Source organism: Saprospiraceae bacterium, from assembly GCA_016717265.1.
In the GTDB taxonomy this organism is placed as follows: Bacteria; Bacteroidota; Bacteroidia; order Chitinophagales; family Saprospiraceae; genus Vicinibacter.
This window is the reverse complement of the sequence record JADKFX010000001.1, coordinates 1800397-1818121: the sequence shown is the minus strand read 5'-3', so window position 1 is coordinate 1818121 and position 17725 is coordinate 1800397. Positions and strand designations below refer to the sequence as shown.

Below are 17725 nucleotides of genomic sequence, written 5' to 3'. Positions count from 1 at the left end.
AAAATGAACTTTAAAGAAATTCAGGAACTCATTCGTCTGGTTAGCAAATCAGATCTTGCTGAATTCAAAATGAAGGAAGGCGATTTTGAGTTGAAAATTAAAACCGGAAAAGCAATCACTACGCAACATGCAATGCCTGTTTCGTATTTGCCTTCTGCTCCAGCGATTAGTCATCATGAGCCCTTAAATTTAGCTAAACCACCAGCGGGCATTGGACAAATTGCAGTATCTGATAAAAACGAAAATGATTCTTCAGAAGGTTCAAAAAACTTACTTGAAATTAAATCACCTATGGTCGGCACTTTTTATCGTTCTCCAGGGCCAGACAAACCTCAATTTGTGAAAGTTGGTGACAAAGTTGATTCTGGCACTACGGTATGTATCATTGAAGCTATGAAGCTTTTCAACGAAATAGAAAGTGAGGTAAAAGGTACGATTGTAAAAGTGATGGTTGAAGATGCGTCACCTGTTGAATATGACCAGGTATTATTCTTAGTTGAACCTTAATCTTCCATTTTCATGTTTAATAAGATATTAATCGCCAATCGTGGCGAAATTGCCTTACGAATTATTCGAACGGCACGTGAGATGGGTATTAAAACAGTAGCCATTTACTCTACAGCAGATCGTGAAAGTCTTCATGTGCGTTTTGCCGATGAAGCGGTTTGTATAGGACCACCGGCTTCTTCGCAATCCTATCTCAATATTCCAAAAATAATGGCGGCGGTAGAAATTACCAATGCAGATGCTGTGCATCCTGGTTATGGCTTTCTTGCAGAAAATGCTGAGTTTGCTGAAATCTGTCATCAATATGGTATTAAATTTATCGGCCCAACTCCAGATCAAATCAGAAGGATGGGTGATAAAATTACAGCTAAAGAAACCATGATTAAAGCTGGAGTGCCCGTAGTACCGGGTTCAGACGGTTTATTACAAGATTTAGTTCAAGGAAAAAAAATAGCATCAGACATTGGTTATCCTGTAATTTTAAAAGCAACAGCAGGTGGAGGTGGTCGAGGAATGCGGATTGTAACGAAAGAAGAGGATTTTGAATCCATGTGGAGTATTGCCCGTCAGGAAGCCAAAGCTGCTTTTTCAAATGATGGGATGTATATAGAAAAATATATAGAAGAGCCACGACATATAGAATTCCAAATAGTTGGTGACCAGCATGGAAGGGTGGTTCATCTTTCAGAGCGGGATTGCTCTATTCAAAGGCGGCATCAGAAATTAGTGGAAGAAAGTCCCTCTCCTTTTATGACTTCGGAACTTCGGGAATTAATGGGAGAAGCCGCAATAAAAGCTGGAAAAGCGATAGATTATGAAGGTGTCGGTACGATCGAATTTCTTGTTGACAAATATCGGAATTTCTATTTTATGGAAATGAATACCAGAATTCAGGTAGAACATCCGGTTACAGAAGAAGTTATTGATCACGATTTAATAAAAGAACAAATTAAAGTTGCTGCTGGAATTCCGATAACAGGTAAAAATTATTTTCCTGCAATGCATGCAATTGAAGTCCGGATAAATGCTGAAGATCCCTATAATGACTTTAGACCAAACCCAGGAAAAATTACTTCTTTACACACCTCCAAAGGACATGGTGTGCGCGTAGATACCCATGTATATTCTGGTTATACAGTTCCTCAATATTACGATTCAATGATTGCAAAATTAATTTGTAAAGCACAGACTCGCGAAGAATGTATTACTAAAATGGAACGCGCACTCGATGAATTTATCATTGAAGGAATTAAAACTACTTTGCCATTTCACCAACAACTTATGCGGAATCCTGATTTTAGATCTGGGAATTTTCATACTGGATTTTTAAATACTTTTAAGCTCGAACCTCAAAAATAAAAAGCTTCGAAATTTAGGTATGTCAAAATAATTTTTAGCATGCTTGTTTTAAGTAAAATATAAATTAAAACAAAAAGCTTTCAAACGTTTTCAAAATTATTACTAGAATTAACGCAAATCATTTAAAGCAATAAGCGATTCCAATCATTGAAACCTTTTCTTAAATTGATGAGTTTGGTAGCCAATTACCGATATCGCGTAATGGCACATTTTGTTTTTTATATTCTTGCTACACTTTTTACAATTTTAAGTATTCCTGCGATTATTCCGCTTTTTGAAATGTTATTTCAAAAACAAATGCCGAGTTTTCAAGCACCCGATCAAATACAGGGTTTAGGTGATTTTATTTCTTTAGTAAAATATCGCTTAGCTGTTTGGATTAATCAACGGGATCAAAATGATGCCTTGATGTTAATTTGTGGTGGACTTGGTTTGATTTTTTTCTTCAAAAATTTATTCCGGTATCTTGCAATTTATACAATGGCTCCAGTGCGTGTTGGAATTTCTGCGCAACTTCGCCAAAAGCTATTTAACAAATGGATGAACCTACCACTTTCCTATTTTTCTGAAGAGCGAAAAGGAGATCTTATATCCCGTATGACCACGGATGTGCAGGAAATTGAATTTAGCATTTTATCTACATTGGAAACCTTAGTCAAAGATCCCTTATTGATTTTAGGAAGTCTGACCATAATGATTTATACGAGTCCGCCACTTACTTTATTTGTTTTGGTATTAATGCTATTTACTTCGGTGGTTATCGGTGGAATTTCTAGAACCCTTAGAAAGCAATCTAGTACGGCCCAACATTTAATGGGTGATTTAATTTCTATACAAGAAGAAAGCTTAGGCGGATTGCGCGTGATTAAATCCTTTGCAGCTGAAAATTATGTAATTGGAAGATTCAATTGGGTACTGGATGTATACCGCAATATGGTAATTAAGATTCATCGCAGACGAGACCTTTCTTCTCCCCTTTCTGAATTTCTAGGGATTACCGTTGTATGTTTCCTACTTTGGTATGGAGCTAAATTAGTATTTGCTGATGAAATGGCTGGCTCTGTTTTTATCGCATTTTTATATGCATTTTTTAATGTAATTGAACCCTCAAAAGCTTTATCTAATGCATATTTTAATATCCAAAAAGGTTTGGCTGCTGCAGATCGAATAAACCAAGTTTTAGATGCTCCTGAGCAAATACAAGATTCTGCAGAGGCAATATCTATTCATCGTTTTGAACAAGAGATCCGGTTTGAAAATGTTTCCTTTCGGTATCCAAATCAAACATCTGATGTTTTGCAAAATATCAATTTGGTAATTCCTAAAGGAAAAACCATTGCAATTGTGGGTGCGTCTGGCTCTGGTAAAACTACGCTTGTAGATCTCTTGGCTCGCTTTTATGAAGTGCGTCAAGGTGCTATTAAAATTGATGGAATAAACATCCAGGATTTAAAATTAAATGATCTCAGAGGATTGATGGGTATGGTTAGCCAGGATCCCATACTTTTCAATGACAGTATTCGAAACAATATATTATTTGGAAAGTCCGAAGTAACGGATGAAGGAATCTGGCATAGTCTCAAAGCAGCACATGCTAATCTATTTGTTGAAGATCAGGATGAACGACTAGATTATATAATTGGGGACCGAGGTATTAAACTAAGTGGCGGACAACGCCAACGCTTAACAATAGCCCGGGCTTTAATGAGAAATCCTGATATTCTCATATTAGATGAAGCCACTTCCTCATTAGATACGAGTTCTGAGAAAATTATTCAGGAAGCTATGTCAGAAATTCTAAAAGATCGCACAGCCTTAATCATAGCCCACCGGTTGACAACAATTCAAAATGCTGATCAAATTATTGTATTGCGAGATGGGCAAATTGTAGAGCAAGGAAACCATGACGACTTGTTAAAAAAGGGAGGCGAATACAGTAGTTTTGTATCTTTACAATCATTTCAACTAACATAATCAAATCACATGAAATTAATTTCTACCCTAATTTTAACTCTGATAGCTAGTTTTTTAATTGGTCAAACAATTATTACTAATATCGTACAGCCAGCGACAGGTGATTCTTTTTACTATAAAATTGATACCGCAAGTACAGGTATTTTATTGGGAAACACCGGTGGAAACCAAAGCTGGGATTTCAGTTTGTTATCATCAAATATCAACAGTTCTGAAGTTTATCGTAAGTCGTCAGAGGGTTCCAATAGTGCCGCATTTCCAACTGCAGATGCGGTCGTTATTCAAGGATTGACTGAAAATTATTATAAATTTTATACAAATCGGATTGAATTATTAGGAACCGCCACAAGAGCAGGAGGATTACCAATCCCAGGAGTTGGCGGAGCAAATGTATTTCCTAAGCCTGTAGTGACACAAAAATATCCTGAAAATTATACGGATCCCCTTTCCTATTCCGTTGTAAATTCTATTAATATTCCAATTGCAATTATTCCTGATAGTATTTTAGCATTGTTACCATTAAAGCCAGATTCCATTAGAATTAATTTTGATACAAAATTTTCAAAAGTAGCAGATGCCTGGGGTACATTAAAACTACCAGCTAAAACCTGGAACGTTTTAAGAGAAAAAAGACAAACAGAAAGCACAAGCACCCTGGATGCTTTTATTTCAAAACCATTTCCAATAGGTTGGATTGATGTGACGGCACTTGCATCCGGCATTTTTACTGGATTTTTTGGCACTACTAAAACGACCAGTTTTGCTTTTGTTTCCAATGAAACAAAAGGGCTTATAGCCTCTGTAAATCTTGATACTTTAGGCAATCCAACAACGGTACAATTCAAACCAGATGATAAAGTATTTGTAATAACCGAAAATGAATTTGCAATAAATCAGATAAAAATATATCCAAATCCTTCTAAGCATGAAATCAATATTGCTTCCATCAATTTAGATCCAGGTTCTTACACCTTAGTTGTTACTGATGTTTATGGAAAAGAAATTGTACGCAGTAATCGATTTATATCAAATGTAGCTAATTTAAAATTGGATATTTCTAATTTCCTAAATGGAGCATATTATATGAAGTTAATCAATAATAAAGGGGCCGAAAAAGCAAGCCAAGCTTTCGTAAAATTTTAAAGTAGCATAGCAAATAACTTCAACGCTTTTGTATGTTTCGTAGAATCAATCTAAAAAAGTTATTGAAAGAATTTTTGTTGCAATTGATTATTTTTTTCGCTTTTTAGGATACACTAATTTCATTTCTTGTACTATCCAGGGTGCGCCTGCGAATTTGTCAATTATAAATAAAATATATCGTGCATCCACCATAATATTTCGACAAATGGAAGGATCATAATTAATATCACTCATTGTTCCTTCCCAAACTCTATCGAAATTTAAACCAATCAGATTACCATGTGCATCTATGGCTGGACTACCTGAATTGCCTCCCGTGGTGTGATTTGATCCAATAAATGCCAGGGGCATTTTACCATTTTCGCCATAAATTCCGTAATCTTTATTATTAATTAAAGTTTGTAATTTTTTTGGTACATCAAATTCATAATCACCTGGAATGTATTTTTCCATGACACCATCTAAAGTAGTTCGCGACAAATAATGGACTCCATCCCGGGGTTTATAGCCTTCCACTTTTCCATAGGTCACCCGCAAGGTAGAATTAGCATCAGGATAATACTTTTTCTCTGGTAAAACAACCATGAGTGCGGCCATATGCTTTCTTCTCAAATCCAAAATGACATCTTCATATTCTGAGCAAATTTTATTTATATCATTTGCTAAATAATAATTCATCTCTTCATAAAAGGTAAACAATTTATCCTCTCGAATTTTTGTAAGCCATTGTGGATATTCCAATTTAAAAATATTTGAAAAGCTATCTTTATTCATTAATTTGCTAGATGTATATAAATTTTTGGCAAATGCCTTATAATCTGAATTCACTTTTCGCAATTCATCTTTTAAGTATTGAAAAACAAATGCAGGATTCATTTCTTTGGAAAACTCCTCAAGCAATGCACTGAATACTTCCTGGTCAATTTCAGAATCAAAGTCTTTAAAATACCCATCCACATTTTTCAATACTTCATCCCGCTTAATCTTAAAGGTAGCTTCACCTCTTCCTTCATATATATCAATCAACCGTTTAACTAATTGATAATAATTTATAAGATCTGTATTTCGACTAAAAGTTTCTGAATAATATTCTCTGGATTTTGTAAAAGGTTCCAAACGGATATACTGATTTTCTAAATCTGGAATTAAGTTTTTATATTCCGTATATAATGGATTTGAATTTACTCGCTTTTGGAATTCTGCATCTGCCTTTTGCTTTTTATTTAAACCATTGGTAATCTTCATACCAAGATTTTCGCCAATCCATTTCTTCCAGGCATTTGCTATACCTGCATATTTTGATGCGTATTGAATTTTTGATTGTTCATTGGAACGCATATGTTTGTCGAGAATTTTTAAGGTTTTATCCCGTAAGGAAATCCGCACTGGATTTAAAACTTCCACTTGTTGGCGTATTGCCTCTGCAATCAAATATTCACTGGTACGACCTGGAAAACCAAATACCATTGTAAAATCACCTTCATTAACACCTGATAAAGAAATTGGTAAAAAATGTTTTGGCTTATAGGGTTGATTATCTTTTGAATACTCTGCTGGGCGATTCGATTTATTAGCATAAATCCGGAATAAAGAAAAGTCTCCTGTATGCCGAGGCCAAACCCAATTATCGGTATCTGCACCAAATTTGCCAATAGATTCTGGAGGAGCACCCACGAGTCGAACATCTTTAAATACTTCTGTGACAAATAGAAAATACTGATTTCCATTATAAAAACTTCGAATTAATAAATCCTGATCTGCTTCTTTTGGAATTTGCAGTTTAATTTTCTCAATATTCTCATCCACTTTATTTCTGCGTCTATTCTCATTCCATTTCACATCTACCCCATCCAGTACTTTAAGTGTAACATCCTCCATTCTTACGATCAACGTTGCTGTCAATCCAGAACATTTGAGTTCCTCTGATTTTGATCTCGCCCAAAATCCATCCCTCAAATAATTATTTTCAATTGTAGTATAGGACTGAATATAACCATATCCACAATGATGATTGGTGAGCATGAGTCCCTGGTCTGAAATAATTTCCGATGTGCATCCTCCTCCAAATAGCACGATGGCATCTTTTAAAGAACCTTTATTAATGCTATAAATATCCTCCGCACTAATTTTCATTCCCATTGATTTCATCTCTTTTTCATTCAGAGATTTTAAAAACAAAGGCAACCACATCCCTTCACCACAAAATCCATGAATGGAAATTAGAATAGCAAATACAAATAGTTTTAAACGTTTAAAAATCATCCTTGTGAATTATAAGATTATTCAATTTATTAGAACAACAAAAATACAAAAGTCAAATCAACTTACCGAAAGAATTAATATGTATAAGCGCCACATTAACAATTCGCAGAAAATAAACAGTACTCCAAGGTAAATATTCGGGTCAGGATAAAAAGTTGGGGAATAGTCCAAATTCAAAAATTAGAATACGCAATTCCAAATGAAGTCAAATTCCCAGTTCCTGTACATCTGAACCCCAAACCCTTTGAAAGCAGTTCTATTTTCAATCGCAACAAAAAAGGTATTTCAAAATGAAACATTAGGCAATGATTGAATATCTCCTCAGAAAATTGACTGTATCCTAATATTCAAGAAAACAAATTTTTCTAAAAATATGCCCAATTCTTAAATAAATGAATACAGAAGGAAAGTATAAAAATCTGGTTTTCAAGTTTCACAATATTTGTATTAAAAATTGAATTTTGAAAATAAAAAGGCGAAAATAAATACAACTAAAATTGAATGTCTACAGCTAAAATAATCCGTTGTGGTGCGATATGTATTCATATATATAAAAAATAAAAAACGCAACTCTGAATTTAAATGTAAGCAGCTTTTTTGCATACTTAAATCACTCGAAAATAAAAATGCTAGAAAATTTGAAAGGCTATTTTGACAAGATTCTCTTACTCTATTGTAATTTTAAAGATCACTCTGTGACCAAAATTACAACAAATGCCAGCAAACTATAATTTACTAAATTTAATTTCCGCTTTTTGATCTGTTGATTTGGCTATTAATATATAATCTCCTGCCGACAAATGGGCAACATTTGTCTGAATTGTAAATTGATCTAATTTTTGATAGGACAATAAAATCCTTTTCCCTTGCATATCTAAACATTGCAATTCTAGATTTTTACTCCATGGGTTTTTTGTTATGAGTAAAAGTTGATCTTTCACTGGATTTGGATATATACCAAGTCCATTTTCAATAAAATTATCATTAGAAACAAAATCTTTTACCTCAATTCCCTTCTTAATATAATCACATTGATTTGCATCAGAAATCTTTAAATCAAAAATTCCAGCAGGCAAATTATACAAATCTTTAGTTTGTCCAACTATTATTGAACCATCCTTTTGCGTCCAAAGAAATGTATAAGGTGGAGTTCCACCTGTTACTTTAAGTTCAATGAATCCGTTATTGCCGGAAGATGCATTAATAGTCCAAATTATATTGAGATCTTCAGGTTCTGTGATGGTAAATGTGTCTATAACTTCACATAAATTAGCATCTTGTACAGTAATAAAATAAGTGCCCTTTATCAAACTGTTGATTTCAGAACTCGTTTTTTGATTTGACCATAAATATTTATAAGGACTTTTCCCTAAAAGGACATCTACTTTTATACTACCCATGGAATCCCCAAAGCAAAGATTTGACTTTATTATTGTTGAATCTAAAATTGGGTCGTATACTCTAAAAACATCCACGAATTCATAAAAGCTACAATTCCCTGCAAGATTTTTCAATTCTAAGTAATATCGCCCCGATTCCTTTACATAAGCAGTGTAATTGGGTACATCTAAATTTGGTCCTGTCCATTTATAAGCATAATTTAAAGTATCGATTGTCAAGCTGGGCTTTAACTGTATTGAATCAAAGTGACAATCAAAATAAGGATGATTCTGGTTGATACTAAAATTTGGTCGGTTCAAAAAGCGAATGTAAATGGTATCCAATCGTTTGCATCCGATTTCTGAAGTATATTCCAAAATATAATTTCCAGAGGTCCGACCAGCATTTGAAAAAGTTCCAGCATTCCATTGCGATTCATTCAAAAGTGTGGTATCTAAATTGGGGCCACGCCAACGGAAACTTCCTGATAAACTATCTTGTGCTTTAAGTTTTATTATGGAACCGGAGCATATTTTAAGGCTATCTCGATTTTCAAATGATCCGTTGTCAACTTGTACTAATAAATTGATTTGTGCTGGTGCACAATATGGTAAATCAATTGAATAAAATCCTCTGCCATAAGTTGAAATATATAATTTTCGTAAAGTTGGATGAATCTTTAAATCAGTAACTGCAGTATGCGGCAATCCAATGCCATAATATTGCCAATCCAGGGTGTCTGCATCAGAATAGAAAACCCCAAAATCTGTCCCAACAAATAAAGTATTTGATGCTTCATCAAAGATGATACATGAAGTTGGTGTATTCACAAAATTTTTTGTTATATTAGTCCAACTGGAACCTTTATCTTTAGAAAACATTACTTTAATTGCACCATAACCTCCACGAACACACCACATTTTATTTGTATCCTTTGGGTGAAATTCATAATCAGTTATTTCCAAGCTTGTGACGAGATTGTTAGATTTCCAGCTTTTACCAAAATCTTTTGATATGTAAAAGGTATTTCCCCTACTTGCAACTACTAGTTGGCTATCTACTGGATTTATTTTTACATTTCTTAAATCATTATCTATGTTTCCAGTTAAGTTATTGCTAATTTTTTTAAAACTATTCCCACGATCGTGGCTGACAAAAACATCATTATATGCAATAATAAAGGTTTTTGAATTTCTTGGATTCAATCCAAAAGGTGTTACCCATTGTCCTGGTAATTCTGCACCAATGTTTTGGGTAATATCATCGAGATTATTAAAACCATTTGTAGTTCGATATACCGCATTGCCACCCCAATATTCAGTATACCCGATATTGGCATTGAGTGGATCAATAACTTGTGACATTGCGTCTCCTCCATTTGTATTACCCCAGCTACCATTGGCTCGTTTGATCCATCCTCCATTATCCTGACTACCACCTATTATTGTTGGTGGATTTGTGGTAGATATTGCTAATTTATAAAATTGAGTGATTGGTAAATTATTGACTAATTCATCCCAAACTTCTGTTTTTTCATGATATCTATAAACACCCCCATCACAACAAAAATAAAGCTCCTCTTTTTTTGAAGGATGATTGAGAATAAAATGATGATCCGCATGAACTTCTGGCAATCCGTTCCCATTATTCCACCAGTTTGTAATTTGAGTCCAGGTTTTACCACCATCTATAGATTTATAAATTACAACATATCCACAATACAAAATCGAAGTATTGCTTGGAGAAAAAAACAAAACTTTGTTTTCAGGCATTTCGGAAACATAATCAAATGTTAGTCCGGTGTTTTTGGAAATATATAATTTTCGTTCCCCATCCACACTCATATTAACACCTAAATAAGCAGCATTTGCCTGGGTTGTCGCAAGTCGTAAAAATGCTTTTTGAAACCCAAAATCAGAAGCAATTAAAAATGTATTTCCACCATCTGTTGATTTTAATACATTGCATTGACCCCAATAATCATTTAAAGCAATAAAAACTGTATTCGTATCACCTGGTTTATATTTTACATCTGAATAATTTTCAGTTTTAATTTTAGTCCAATGGATTCCACCATTAAACGTTTTATATAAACCATCGCTGGTAGCTGCCATTAGAATAGATGAATTTAAGGGATTCATTTCTAAAGCATAAATCACTTTGTTGTCTGTTAGTTTCCAATTTAGTCCGGTAGCTGACCAATTTTTCCCGCCATCTGTAGACTTATAAACGCCCATACTATATTGCCACCATCCATCTTTTTCACCGAGTGTTATATAAAGTGTATTGGCGGCTGTTGGATCAACCAATACAATCCCTACCGGTTGGTAAGGCAGATTATCGGCTATGGATGTGTAGGTTTTGCCATTGTCTGCAGTTTTCCAAAGTCCTCCATTTGGAGATGCTACAAAAAATGTATTTGTTTGGGTAGGATGAAAACCAACATGTGTTGTGCGCCCCATACCCCAATATCCTCCAGAATTCCGATTTGGACCTTCGTGTTTCCAATTTTGGGTATTTCTGAGATTTAACCCTCCTTGTTTTAAAATTTGGTTATAGATTACCCATTGTCTTTGAAGATCTGGAAATTCTCCTGATTCAGTGACTCGATCTCTCCAATACCATTTCCATCGCTCAAATTTTAGCTTTTCATCATCCAAAAACTCTTTTTTATCAGATTTTTTTCTGAATATACCTTCACGATAAGATGCATCTTCTAATTTATTCTTCCGGATCATTTTATCTGCTTTCTTACAGATCTCCTTGAAATTATGTTTTTGGGCAATATAATCCTGAAGGACTCTAACTTGTGCCTGTACTTGTGAGGATTTAAGAAGGGCAAATGTCAAAACAATGATTAGGATTCTTCTCATCTTTAAAATTTGATCAAAAATACAACGCAAGGCTAACACTTAGTTTAAAAAATTCGGGCAGGTTAAAAATCGGACAAGAGCCTTAAATACCTGACCACGCATTGGATTGCTGTTTTGATAATTAAGAATTTAGTATAAACGATCCTCCTCAATTCATTGAGAAATTCCATTCGAGAAAGCAATAGCAAATTTTTACGAAGTTCGTTTTATAATTTCGATATGTTCAGCTACGATTCTATCTTCTATATCAATTTAAAATCTGAATAAAGGTCTGTCAACATTCCAAACGCCAAAAGGAATCATTAATAGAATAAATAATAAAGCCACTGTAAACCAAACAAAAGCAGTTTTAAATTTAAGACTATCGGTAGCTTGTTTTTTAGATTTAATATTGCCTATTTGTGCAATTGCAATACCAATAATCATACCCAGCATATGTTCAACACTCCAAAACCGGAGATCACTATTTTTCATACTAGCCCCAAAATCAGCAAGAATCATTTTCATCATTGGAGAAACACCTAAATAAAGCGCTAAGCCAAGAATAAGCTGGGTATGGAGACTGGCAATAAAAAAAGTATTTATTTTTTTAACCTGCTCTGTAAAAACAGAGCCCACCTTCCAACCAGAATAATTCATGTAAATCGAATAAATACCTAAACCTAAGACCAGCCATCTTAGCCAGGAATGCATTTGCAATAAAATATCATACATAAACAAGTGATTTATAGATTAGATGGTAAAATTAAACAATTTGACGAATAGTTTTTTAGTTTTATTCAAAGACTTTAAAGACGTTTAGTCGAGATATCATTAAAATGGAACATCCATTTCTCCAAACAATCTCCCTCTAAATATTGTTACCCAGATATCCTAAAATAGGGTTAGATCAAACAAAGATATGATTCAATCAATTTCAAAGAAGTTAGAAATTTTTAATGAAACATTCGAAACCGGTTTGTTAAAAGAATTGGAGTCTATAGCGCGATATCAAGAAGTTAAATCAGGAGAAACCATCATAGATATAGGTCAGATTGTAAGAACTATGCCGATTATATTAAAAGGTACCGTCAAGGTAAGTCGAATCGACCAGGAAGGCAATGAGTTGTTTTTATATTATGTAAACCCAGAGGAAAGTTGTGCAATGACTTTTACCTGTTGTATGCAAAATCATGCAAGTGAGATAAAAGCAACTGCAGAGTCTGATGTTGAAATGATTGTCATTCCATCTCATTTGATGGATCAATGGCTCGTAAAATATCCTAGCTGGAAGAGTTTTGTAATGCGTACTTTTCAAAATCGATTTAATGAATTATTAAAAACCATTGATCAAATCGCATTTCAGCATTTGGACCAACGACTCGTAGTTTATCTAAAGCAAAAAGCGAAAGTTACTGGTTCAACCGTGATCAATCTTTCCCATCAACAACTCGCGGAAGAACTGGGAAGTTCCAGAGTAGTAATCTCCAGATTATTGAAAAAACTTGAAACAGACCATAAGCTTTTATTATATAGGAACCAGATTAAATTACTAAAGGGCTTATAAAACAATAAGTTTATCTTGTTTTATAAAATTTAAAACATACCATGTACCCTTATAATACCCACTAAGTAATCGCTCTAAAGAAATTTTAAGCTTATGTAACAGATGTAACAATCATTCCAAAAAAAGCGTCCTAATATTGCAGTATCAAATTAAATACAAATGAAAATTGAACAAATATATACTGGATGTCTCGCCCAAGGTGCCTATTATATTGAAAGTGCAGGTGAAGCAGCGATTATAGATCCATTAAGAGAGGTGCAACCTTACATAGAATTGGCGGCTAAAAGAAATGCTAAAATCAAATATATTTTCGAAACCCACTTTCATGCAGATTTTGTATCCGGTCATATTGATCTTGCAAATAAAACGGGTGCTGCTATAGTTTATGGGCCAACCAAAATGAAAACAGGTTTTGAGTTTATGAATGCAGAGGATGGCACTATTTTTCAATTAGGTTTAGCAAAAATAAAAGTTATACATACCCCTGGACATACTTTAGAGAGCAGTTGTTTTTTATTAATAGATGAGTCTGGAAAAGAAACCGCACTATTCACTGGGGATACTTTATTTATAGGGGATGTGGGTCGACCAGATTTGGCACAACATGTAATTGCAGATCTAACAGAAGAAAAATTGGCTGGATATCTCTACGATTCCCTGAGAACTAAAATTATGCCACTTTCAGATTCCTTGATTATATATCCGGCACATGGCGCAGGTAGTGCTTGTGGAAAAAATTTAAGTAAAGAAACATCAGACACTTTAGGGAATCAGAAAAAAACCAACTACGCTTTACGAGAAGGCTTATCAAAAGAAACATTTATTAAAGAATTACTTAGTGGATTAACTACACCACCCTATTATTTTCCGAAAAACGTTCTGTTGAATATAAAAGGTTACGATAGTTTTGATACTGTCCTGGAACGAGGTATTAAACAGCTTTCCGTAAGTGCATTTGATGCCCTTTCAAAGGAAGCAGAAACCTTGGTAATTGACACTCGAAAACCACAAGTATTCGCAAAGGGATTTATACCAAACTCGATTAACCTGGGAATTGATGGCAATTTTGCGGTATGGGTTGGAACCTTAATACCTAATATTGAGCAGCATATTTTAATTGTAGCAGACCCAGGTAGAGAAAAGGAAGTTGTAACAAGACTTGCAAGGGTTGGATATGATCATGCAATAGGTTGTTTAGAAGGAGGATTTGAATCTTGGATAAAATCAGGACTGCCCATGGATACCATTCCGGCAATTGATGTAAATAAATTTGCTGAAGCAGCAACAAACAACCCTGCTATAAATATTCTCGATGTCAGAAAGAAAAGTGAATACGATTCTGAACACATAGTAAATGCGATCAATGTACCTTTAGATTACATCCATGAACATATGGAACAGATCGATAAAAATAAAACGTATTATGTTCATTGTGCAGGTGGGTATCGTTCAATGATCTTTAGTTCCATACTGAAGGCTCGTGGTTATCATCATTTGATTGATGTAGATGGAGGATTTCAGGCAATTAAGAATTCCGGTAAATTTAAAATTACCGACTTTGTTTGCCCTACAACGATGTTATAAAATAATTCAAATATTAAAATACAATTTTTATATAATTCAGAAAAATACATTCGCGGATTATCCAACGCTATAGTATAATTTTAAAAAACAAAACAACATGAAAACAGAAGAATTTCAATTAACGAATATGAAATGCCAAGGTTGTGTACAAACTATTCAAAATGAACTAACTAAAATGGATCCAAAACTAAAAGTATCTATTGATCTGACAAATCAACAATTAATAATTGAAAGTGAAAATAATTTAGACCGACACTTTATTAGCAATATACTTGACAGCATTGGCTTCCCAGAAAAAAAGGAACAATAAAAAATAATTATTTATAATTCAATTAAATCAATCTTATGTTAAATACTTTAAAAAAACTTTTCAACGGCAGTGCAACCATCAATTATTCTCAATTAGTTAAAGCAGGTGCACAAATTGTAGATGTGCGAACTCCGGGTGAATTTTCCTCAGGGCATATTAAAGGAAGTATAAATATTCCTTTACAAAATTTATCTGCGGGTTTAAATAAAATTAGAAAAGATCAGGTTGTTATTACTTGCTGTGCTTCTGGTATGAGAAGTGCAACTGCAAAAAATGAATTATTACAAAATGGATTTATCGAAGTACATAATGGCGGTGGTTGGGAAAATCTAGAATATTATTTGAAAAATAATTCCATTTAATAAGACATAACAAAATGATAGAAATGATTAAATTTTTATGGGTAAATGCTTCCACTGGTTGGAGTTTTCGAAGAATTATTTACCTGGGAATGGGCATTTTAATTTTAATTCAAGCAATTGGATTGGCTCAATGGTTTGGCGTTCTGCTTGGAATTTACTTTGCACTCATGGGCCTTCTGGGCTTTGGATGTGCTGGTGGCAATTGCAAATTGCCCACTTTAAATTCACAATCAACAGATTTAATAGAACCCCAAAAAACTAAATAGTGTTAAATTAAATAATTTTAAAAATCAATTTTAAAAACAAAAACTATGAATCAAACAACTTCTAAAATAAGCTTTCAAAAATTACTGGAAACTGAGGATTTAGTACTTGTCGACTTTTTTGCGATTTGGTGTGGACCTTGCAAAATGATGACACCAATTTTAGATGAATTAAAATCTTTGACTGGAGAAAAAGCTAAAATTATAAAAATAGATGTAGATAAAAATCAAGAAGTATTAGCAAACTATCAAATCCAAGGAGTTCCCACTTTAATCCTTTTTAAGAAAGGAAAAATAGTTTGGCGTCAGTCGGGTATTGTTCCGGCAAAGACACTTCAATCCATAATTCAACAGTATCAATAATTTCAAAATATGGAAACAGCACATTATTACGACGTAACAGCAAAATGGGAAAATGCACGCAAAGGAAGCCTTACTTCCAATGTGCTTTCACAAACAATCGAAGTAGCCACACCGCCTCAATTTCCTGGTGGCATAGATAATATTTGGTCACCCGAGCATTTATTTGTAGCCGCTGTAAATAGTTGTCTTATGACTACCTTTTTAGCCATCGCTGAAAATTCAATGCTTAAGTTTGGTTCTTTTGAATCCAAAGCAGTTGGCAAACTTGAAAAAGTGGAAGGAAAATATTGCATAAGTGAAATTGAATTAACTCCAAGAATTCAGATACAAAACGAAGCTGAAAGAGAAAAAGCAGAAAGGATATTAATAAAAAGTGAAGCAGCTTGTTTAATAAGCAATTCAATTAAATCGAAAATTATATTCAACCCAATAGTTATTCTGAACTAATGAACTGGAATTAAGATTCAATAAACGCCTACTTATAGATACTATGAAATTCTTAAATGATATCAAGCTCCTTACGATCGGTGCTCTTACATTGGGGCTTGCACCCTACTTTCCTGAGCCTCATATTTGGGGGAAGTTAAAATGGATTTGGGGAGGAGCAACTGGTATGCAATATTTGGATTGGTTAGATTTCTTATTTCATGGAATTCCATGGATATTAATTGGCCGATGGTTAATTTTAAAATATATATTTGCAAAAATAAAGTAACGAATATGTCGATTATAGAAACCATAATGAATGCTTATCAGTCTTATTTCAATTATCTTTCAAATGAAATATTGAATCCATCATGGCATAACTACTTCTATTGGTTAATTGGGCTTTCACTTGTTGCATTTTTAATAGAACTCAGTATGCCATGGCGGCGGAATCAAGCATTATTCAGGCAGGATTTTTGGTTAGATGCATTCTATATGTTTTTCAATTTTTTCATATTTTCATTGATTGTATACAATGCCTTTTCAGATGTCATCGTGAAACTATTTAATGATTTCCTGAGTCTCTTTGGGATTACCAATTTGGTTGCATTAGAACTAAGTCATTGGCCTTTTTGGCTAAAACTGTTGACCCTGTTTATACTAAGGGATTTTATCCAATGGAATGTACATCGATTGTTGCATCGAAATCCTACTTTATGGGAATTTCATAAAGTGCATCATTCTGTTCAACAAATGGGATTTGCTGCACATCTTCGATATCATTTTATGGAAACCCTGGTATATCGGTCTATAGAATATATTCCATTAGCTATGATTGGATTTGGCTTAACAGACTTTTTTATAGTACATATTATTGCACTTTCAATCGGGCATTTAAACCATTCAAATTTTTACCTTCCATTAGGTCCACTTCAATACATTTTCAATTCACCTCAAATGCATATCTGGCACCACGCAGAACATTTACCGAAAGGTTCTTATGGTGTAAATTATGGGTTGAGTCTAAGTATTTGGGATTATTTATTTGGCACGGTATATATGCCAAAAGATGGAAAAGACATAAAATTAGGATTTGAAAATGTAGACCAATTTCCTTCAGGATTTTCGAATCAAGTTTGGGTTCCATTCAAAAAAGCATTTAAAAAAGAACGTTGATCAGTATAAAATTCAATGGATTCCTATCAAAAATGAATTAAAACAAAATTTAGATATGCTTGAAATTTTTTATTTCCTATATACTTTTTGACCTAGCTTTTCAGAAATGAAATTTAAAAGTTACCATGGGTCTTAAAACATCCAAGCGCTAATGCAATGAAATTTACAAAGCGGATTTAACAAATTTAAAACATTTG

16 protein-coding genes are annotated in these 17725 nt (G+C 33.7%); 13 read left to right on the top strand and 3 right to left on the bottom strand.

The annotated features are described in order from the left end of the window. The first annotated feature begins 3 nt into the window (after positions 1-3). The 4 genes from accB to IPO86_06985 all read left to right on the top strand — a co-directional run bounded on the left by accB (position 4) and on the right by IPO86_06985 (position 4983). Positions 4-507, top strand: a complete 504-nt coding sequence (gene accB / locus IPO86_07000; protein MBK9727848.1) for an acetyl-CoA carboxylase biotin carboxyl carrier protein — start codon at positions 4-6, stop codon at positions 505-507. Between the two features lie 12 nt (positions 508-519). Beyond that, on the top strand, positions 520-1866 hold the full coding sequence (gene accC, locus IPO86_06995; GenBank protein MBK9727847.1) for an acetyl-CoA carboxylase biotin carboxylase subunit: 1347 nt from the start codon (positions 520-522) through the stop codon (positions 1864-1866). Positions 1867-2034: 168 nt separating this feature from the next. Further along, the gene (locus IPO86_06990; GenBank protein MBK9727846.1) at positions 2035-3840 is read left to right on the top strand and encodes an ABC transporter ATP-binding protein; all 1806 of its coding nucleotides are present in this window, start codon (positions 2035-2037) and stop codon (positions 3838-3840) included. A 9-nt stretch (positions 3841-3849) separates the two neighbouring features. After that, the gene (locus IPO86_06985; protein MBK9727845.1) at positions 3850-4983 is read left to right on the top strand and encodes a T9SS type A sorting domain-containing protein; all 1134 of its coding nucleotides are present in this window, start codon (positions 3850-3852) and stop codon (positions 4981-4983) included. An 87-nt stretch (positions 4984-5070) separates the two neighbouring features. On the opposite strand, the gene IPO86_06980 is transcribed toward IPO86_06985, so the two are convergent. From IPO86_06980 to IPO86_06970, 3 genes are all read right to left on the bottom strand, one after another. Continuing rightward, positions 5071-7245, bottom strand: coding sequence for a S46 family peptidase (locus IPO86_06980; protein MBK9727844.1), 2175 nt, complete (start codon positions 7243-7245; stop codon positions 5071-5073). A 725-nt stretch (positions 7246-7970) separates the two neighbouring features. Further along, a complete protein-coding gene (locus IPO86_06975) occupies positions 7971-11498 on the bottom strand; it encodes a T9SS type A sorting domain-containing protein (protein ID MBK9727843.1) in 3528 nt (1175 codons plus the stop codon). Between the two features lie 252 nt (positions 11499-11750). Then, a complete protein-coding gene (locus IPO86_06970) occupies positions 11751-12212 on the bottom strand; it encodes a hypothetical protein (GenBank protein ID MBK9727842.1) in 462 nt (153 codons plus the stop codon). A gap of 187 nt (positions 12213-12399) precedes the next feature. Between IPO86_06970 and IPO86_06965 the strand changes: the two genes are divergently transcribed. The 9 genes from IPO86_06965 to IPO86_06925 all read left to right on the top strand — a co-directional run bounded on the left by IPO86_06965 (position 12400) and on the right by IPO86_06925 (position 17528). Continuing rightward, positions 12400-13044, top strand: a complete 645-nt coding sequence (locus IPO86_06965; protein ID MBK9727841.1) for a Crp/Fnr family transcriptional regulator — start codon at positions 12400-12402, stop codon at positions 13042-13044. A gap of 159 nt (positions 13045-13203) precedes the next feature. Further along, positions 13204-14628 carry an MBL fold metallo-hydrolase gene (locus tag IPO86_06960; GenBank protein MBK9727840.1) on the top strand — a complete coding sequence of 475 codons (1425 nt, stop codon included), beginning with the start codon at positions 13204-13206 and terminating at the stop codon, positions 14626-14628. A 97-nt stretch (positions 14629-14725) separates the two neighbouring features. Further along, positions 14726-14938 (top strand): heavy-metal-associated domain-containing protein, encoded by a 213-nt coding sequence (locus tag IPO86_06955; GenBank protein MBK9727839.1) that lies wholly within the window; start codon positions 14726-14728, stop codon positions 14936-14938. Positions 14939-14973: 35 nt separating this feature from the next. Next, entirely contained in the window at positions 14974-15300 is a 327-nt protein-coding gene (locus tag IPO86_06950) for a rhodanese-like domain-containing protein (protein ID MBK9727838.1), read from the top strand. 23 nt (positions 15301-15323) lie between these two features. Further along, positions 15324-15566, top strand: coding sequence for a hypothetical protein (locus tag IPO86_06945; protein MBK9727837.1), 243 nt, complete (start codon positions 15324-15326; stop codon positions 15564-15566). 45 nt (positions 15567-15611) lie between these two features. Beyond that, on the top strand, positions 15612-15926 hold the full coding sequence (gene trxA / locus IPO86_06940; protein MBK9727836.1) for a thioredoxin: 315 nt from the start codon (positions 15612-15614) through the stop codon (positions 15924-15926). A 9-nt stretch (positions 15927-15935) separates the two neighbouring features. Beyond that, a complete protein-coding gene (locus IPO86_06935; protein ID MBK9727835.1) occupies positions 15936-16373 on the top strand; it encodes an OsmC family protein in 438 nt (145 codons plus the stop codon). Positions 16374-16416: 43 nt separating this feature from the next. After that, positions 16417-16641 carry a hypothetical protein gene (locus IPO86_06930; GenBank protein MBK9727834.1) on the top strand — a complete coding sequence of 75 codons (225 nt, stop codon included), beginning with the start codon at positions 16417-16419 and terminating at the stop codon, positions 16639-16641. A gap of 5 nt (positions 16642-16646) precedes the next feature. After that, positions 16647-17528: a sterol desaturase family protein gene (locus IPO86_06925; protein ID MBK9727833.1), complete on the top strand. Its 882-nt coding sequence runs from the start codon at positions 16647-16649 to the stop codon at positions 17526-17528. The last annotated feature ends 197 nt before the right edge of the window (positions 17529-17725 follow it).

Excerpts from the sequence above, each read along its gene's own strand:
- IPO86_06990 (MBK9727846.1), top strand. The coding sequence starts at position 2,035 with ATGAGTTTGGTAGCCAATTACCGATATCGCGTAATGGCACATTTTGTT.
- IPO86_06930 (MBK9727834.1), top strand. The coding sequence starts at position 16,417 with ATGAAATTCTTAAATGATATCAAGCTCCTTACGATCGGTGCTCTTACA.
- IPO86_06935 (MBK9727835.1), top strand. The coding sequence starts at position 15,936 with ATGGAAACAGCACATTATTACGACGTAACAGCAAAATGGGAAAATGCA.
- accC (MBK9727847.1), top strand. The coding sequence starts at position 520 with ATGTTTAATAAGATATTAATCGCCAATCGTGGCGAAATTGCCTTACGA.
- IPO86_06960 (MBK9727840.1), top strand. The coding sequence starts at position 13,204 with ATGAAAATTGAACAAATATATACTGGATGTCTCGCCCAAGGTGCCTAT.
- IPO86_06950 (MBK9727838.1), top strand. The coding sequence starts at position 14,974 with ATGTTAAATACTTTAAAAAAACTTTTCAACGGCAGTGCAACCATCAAT.
- IPO86_06955 (MBK9727839.1), top strand. The coding sequence starts at position 14,726 with ATGAAAACAGAAGAATTTCAATTAACGAATATGAAATGCCAAGGTTGT.
- IPO86_06980 (MBK9727844.1), bottom strand. The coding sequence starts at position 7,245 with ATGATTTTTAAACGTTTAAAACTATTTGTATTTGCTATTCTAATTTCC.
- trxA (MBK9727836.1), top strand. The coding sequence starts at position 15,612 with ATGAATCAAACAACTTCTAAAATAAGCTTTCAAAAATTACTGGAAACT.
- IPO86_06985 (MBK9727845.1), top strand. The coding sequence starts at position 3,850 with ATGAAATTAATTTCTACCCTAATTTTAACTCTGATAGCTAGTTTTTTA.
- IPO86_06970 (MBK9727842.1), bottom strand. The coding sequence starts at position 12,212 with ATGTATGATATTTTATTGCAAATGCATTCCTGGCTAAGATGGCTGGTC.
- accB (MBK9727848.1), top strand. The coding sequence starts at position 4 with ATGAACTTTAAAGAAATTCAGGAACTCATTCGTCTGGTTAGCAAATCA.
- IPO86_06975 (MBK9727843.1), bottom strand. The coding sequence starts at position 11,498 with ATGAGAAGAATCCTAATCATTGTTTTGACATTTGCCCTTCTTAAATCC.
- IPO86_06925 (MBK9727833.1), top strand. The coding sequence starts at position 16,647 with ATGTCGATTATAGAAACCATAATGAATGCTTATCAGTCTTATTTCAAT.
- IPO86_06945 (MBK9727837.1), top strand. The coding sequence starts at position 15,324 with ATGATTAAATTTTTATGGGTAAATGCTTCCACTGGTTGGAGTTTTCGA.
- IPO86_06965 (MBK9727841.1), top strand. The coding sequence starts at position 12,400 with ATGATTCAATCAATTTCAAAGAAGTTAGAAATTTTTAATGAAACATTC.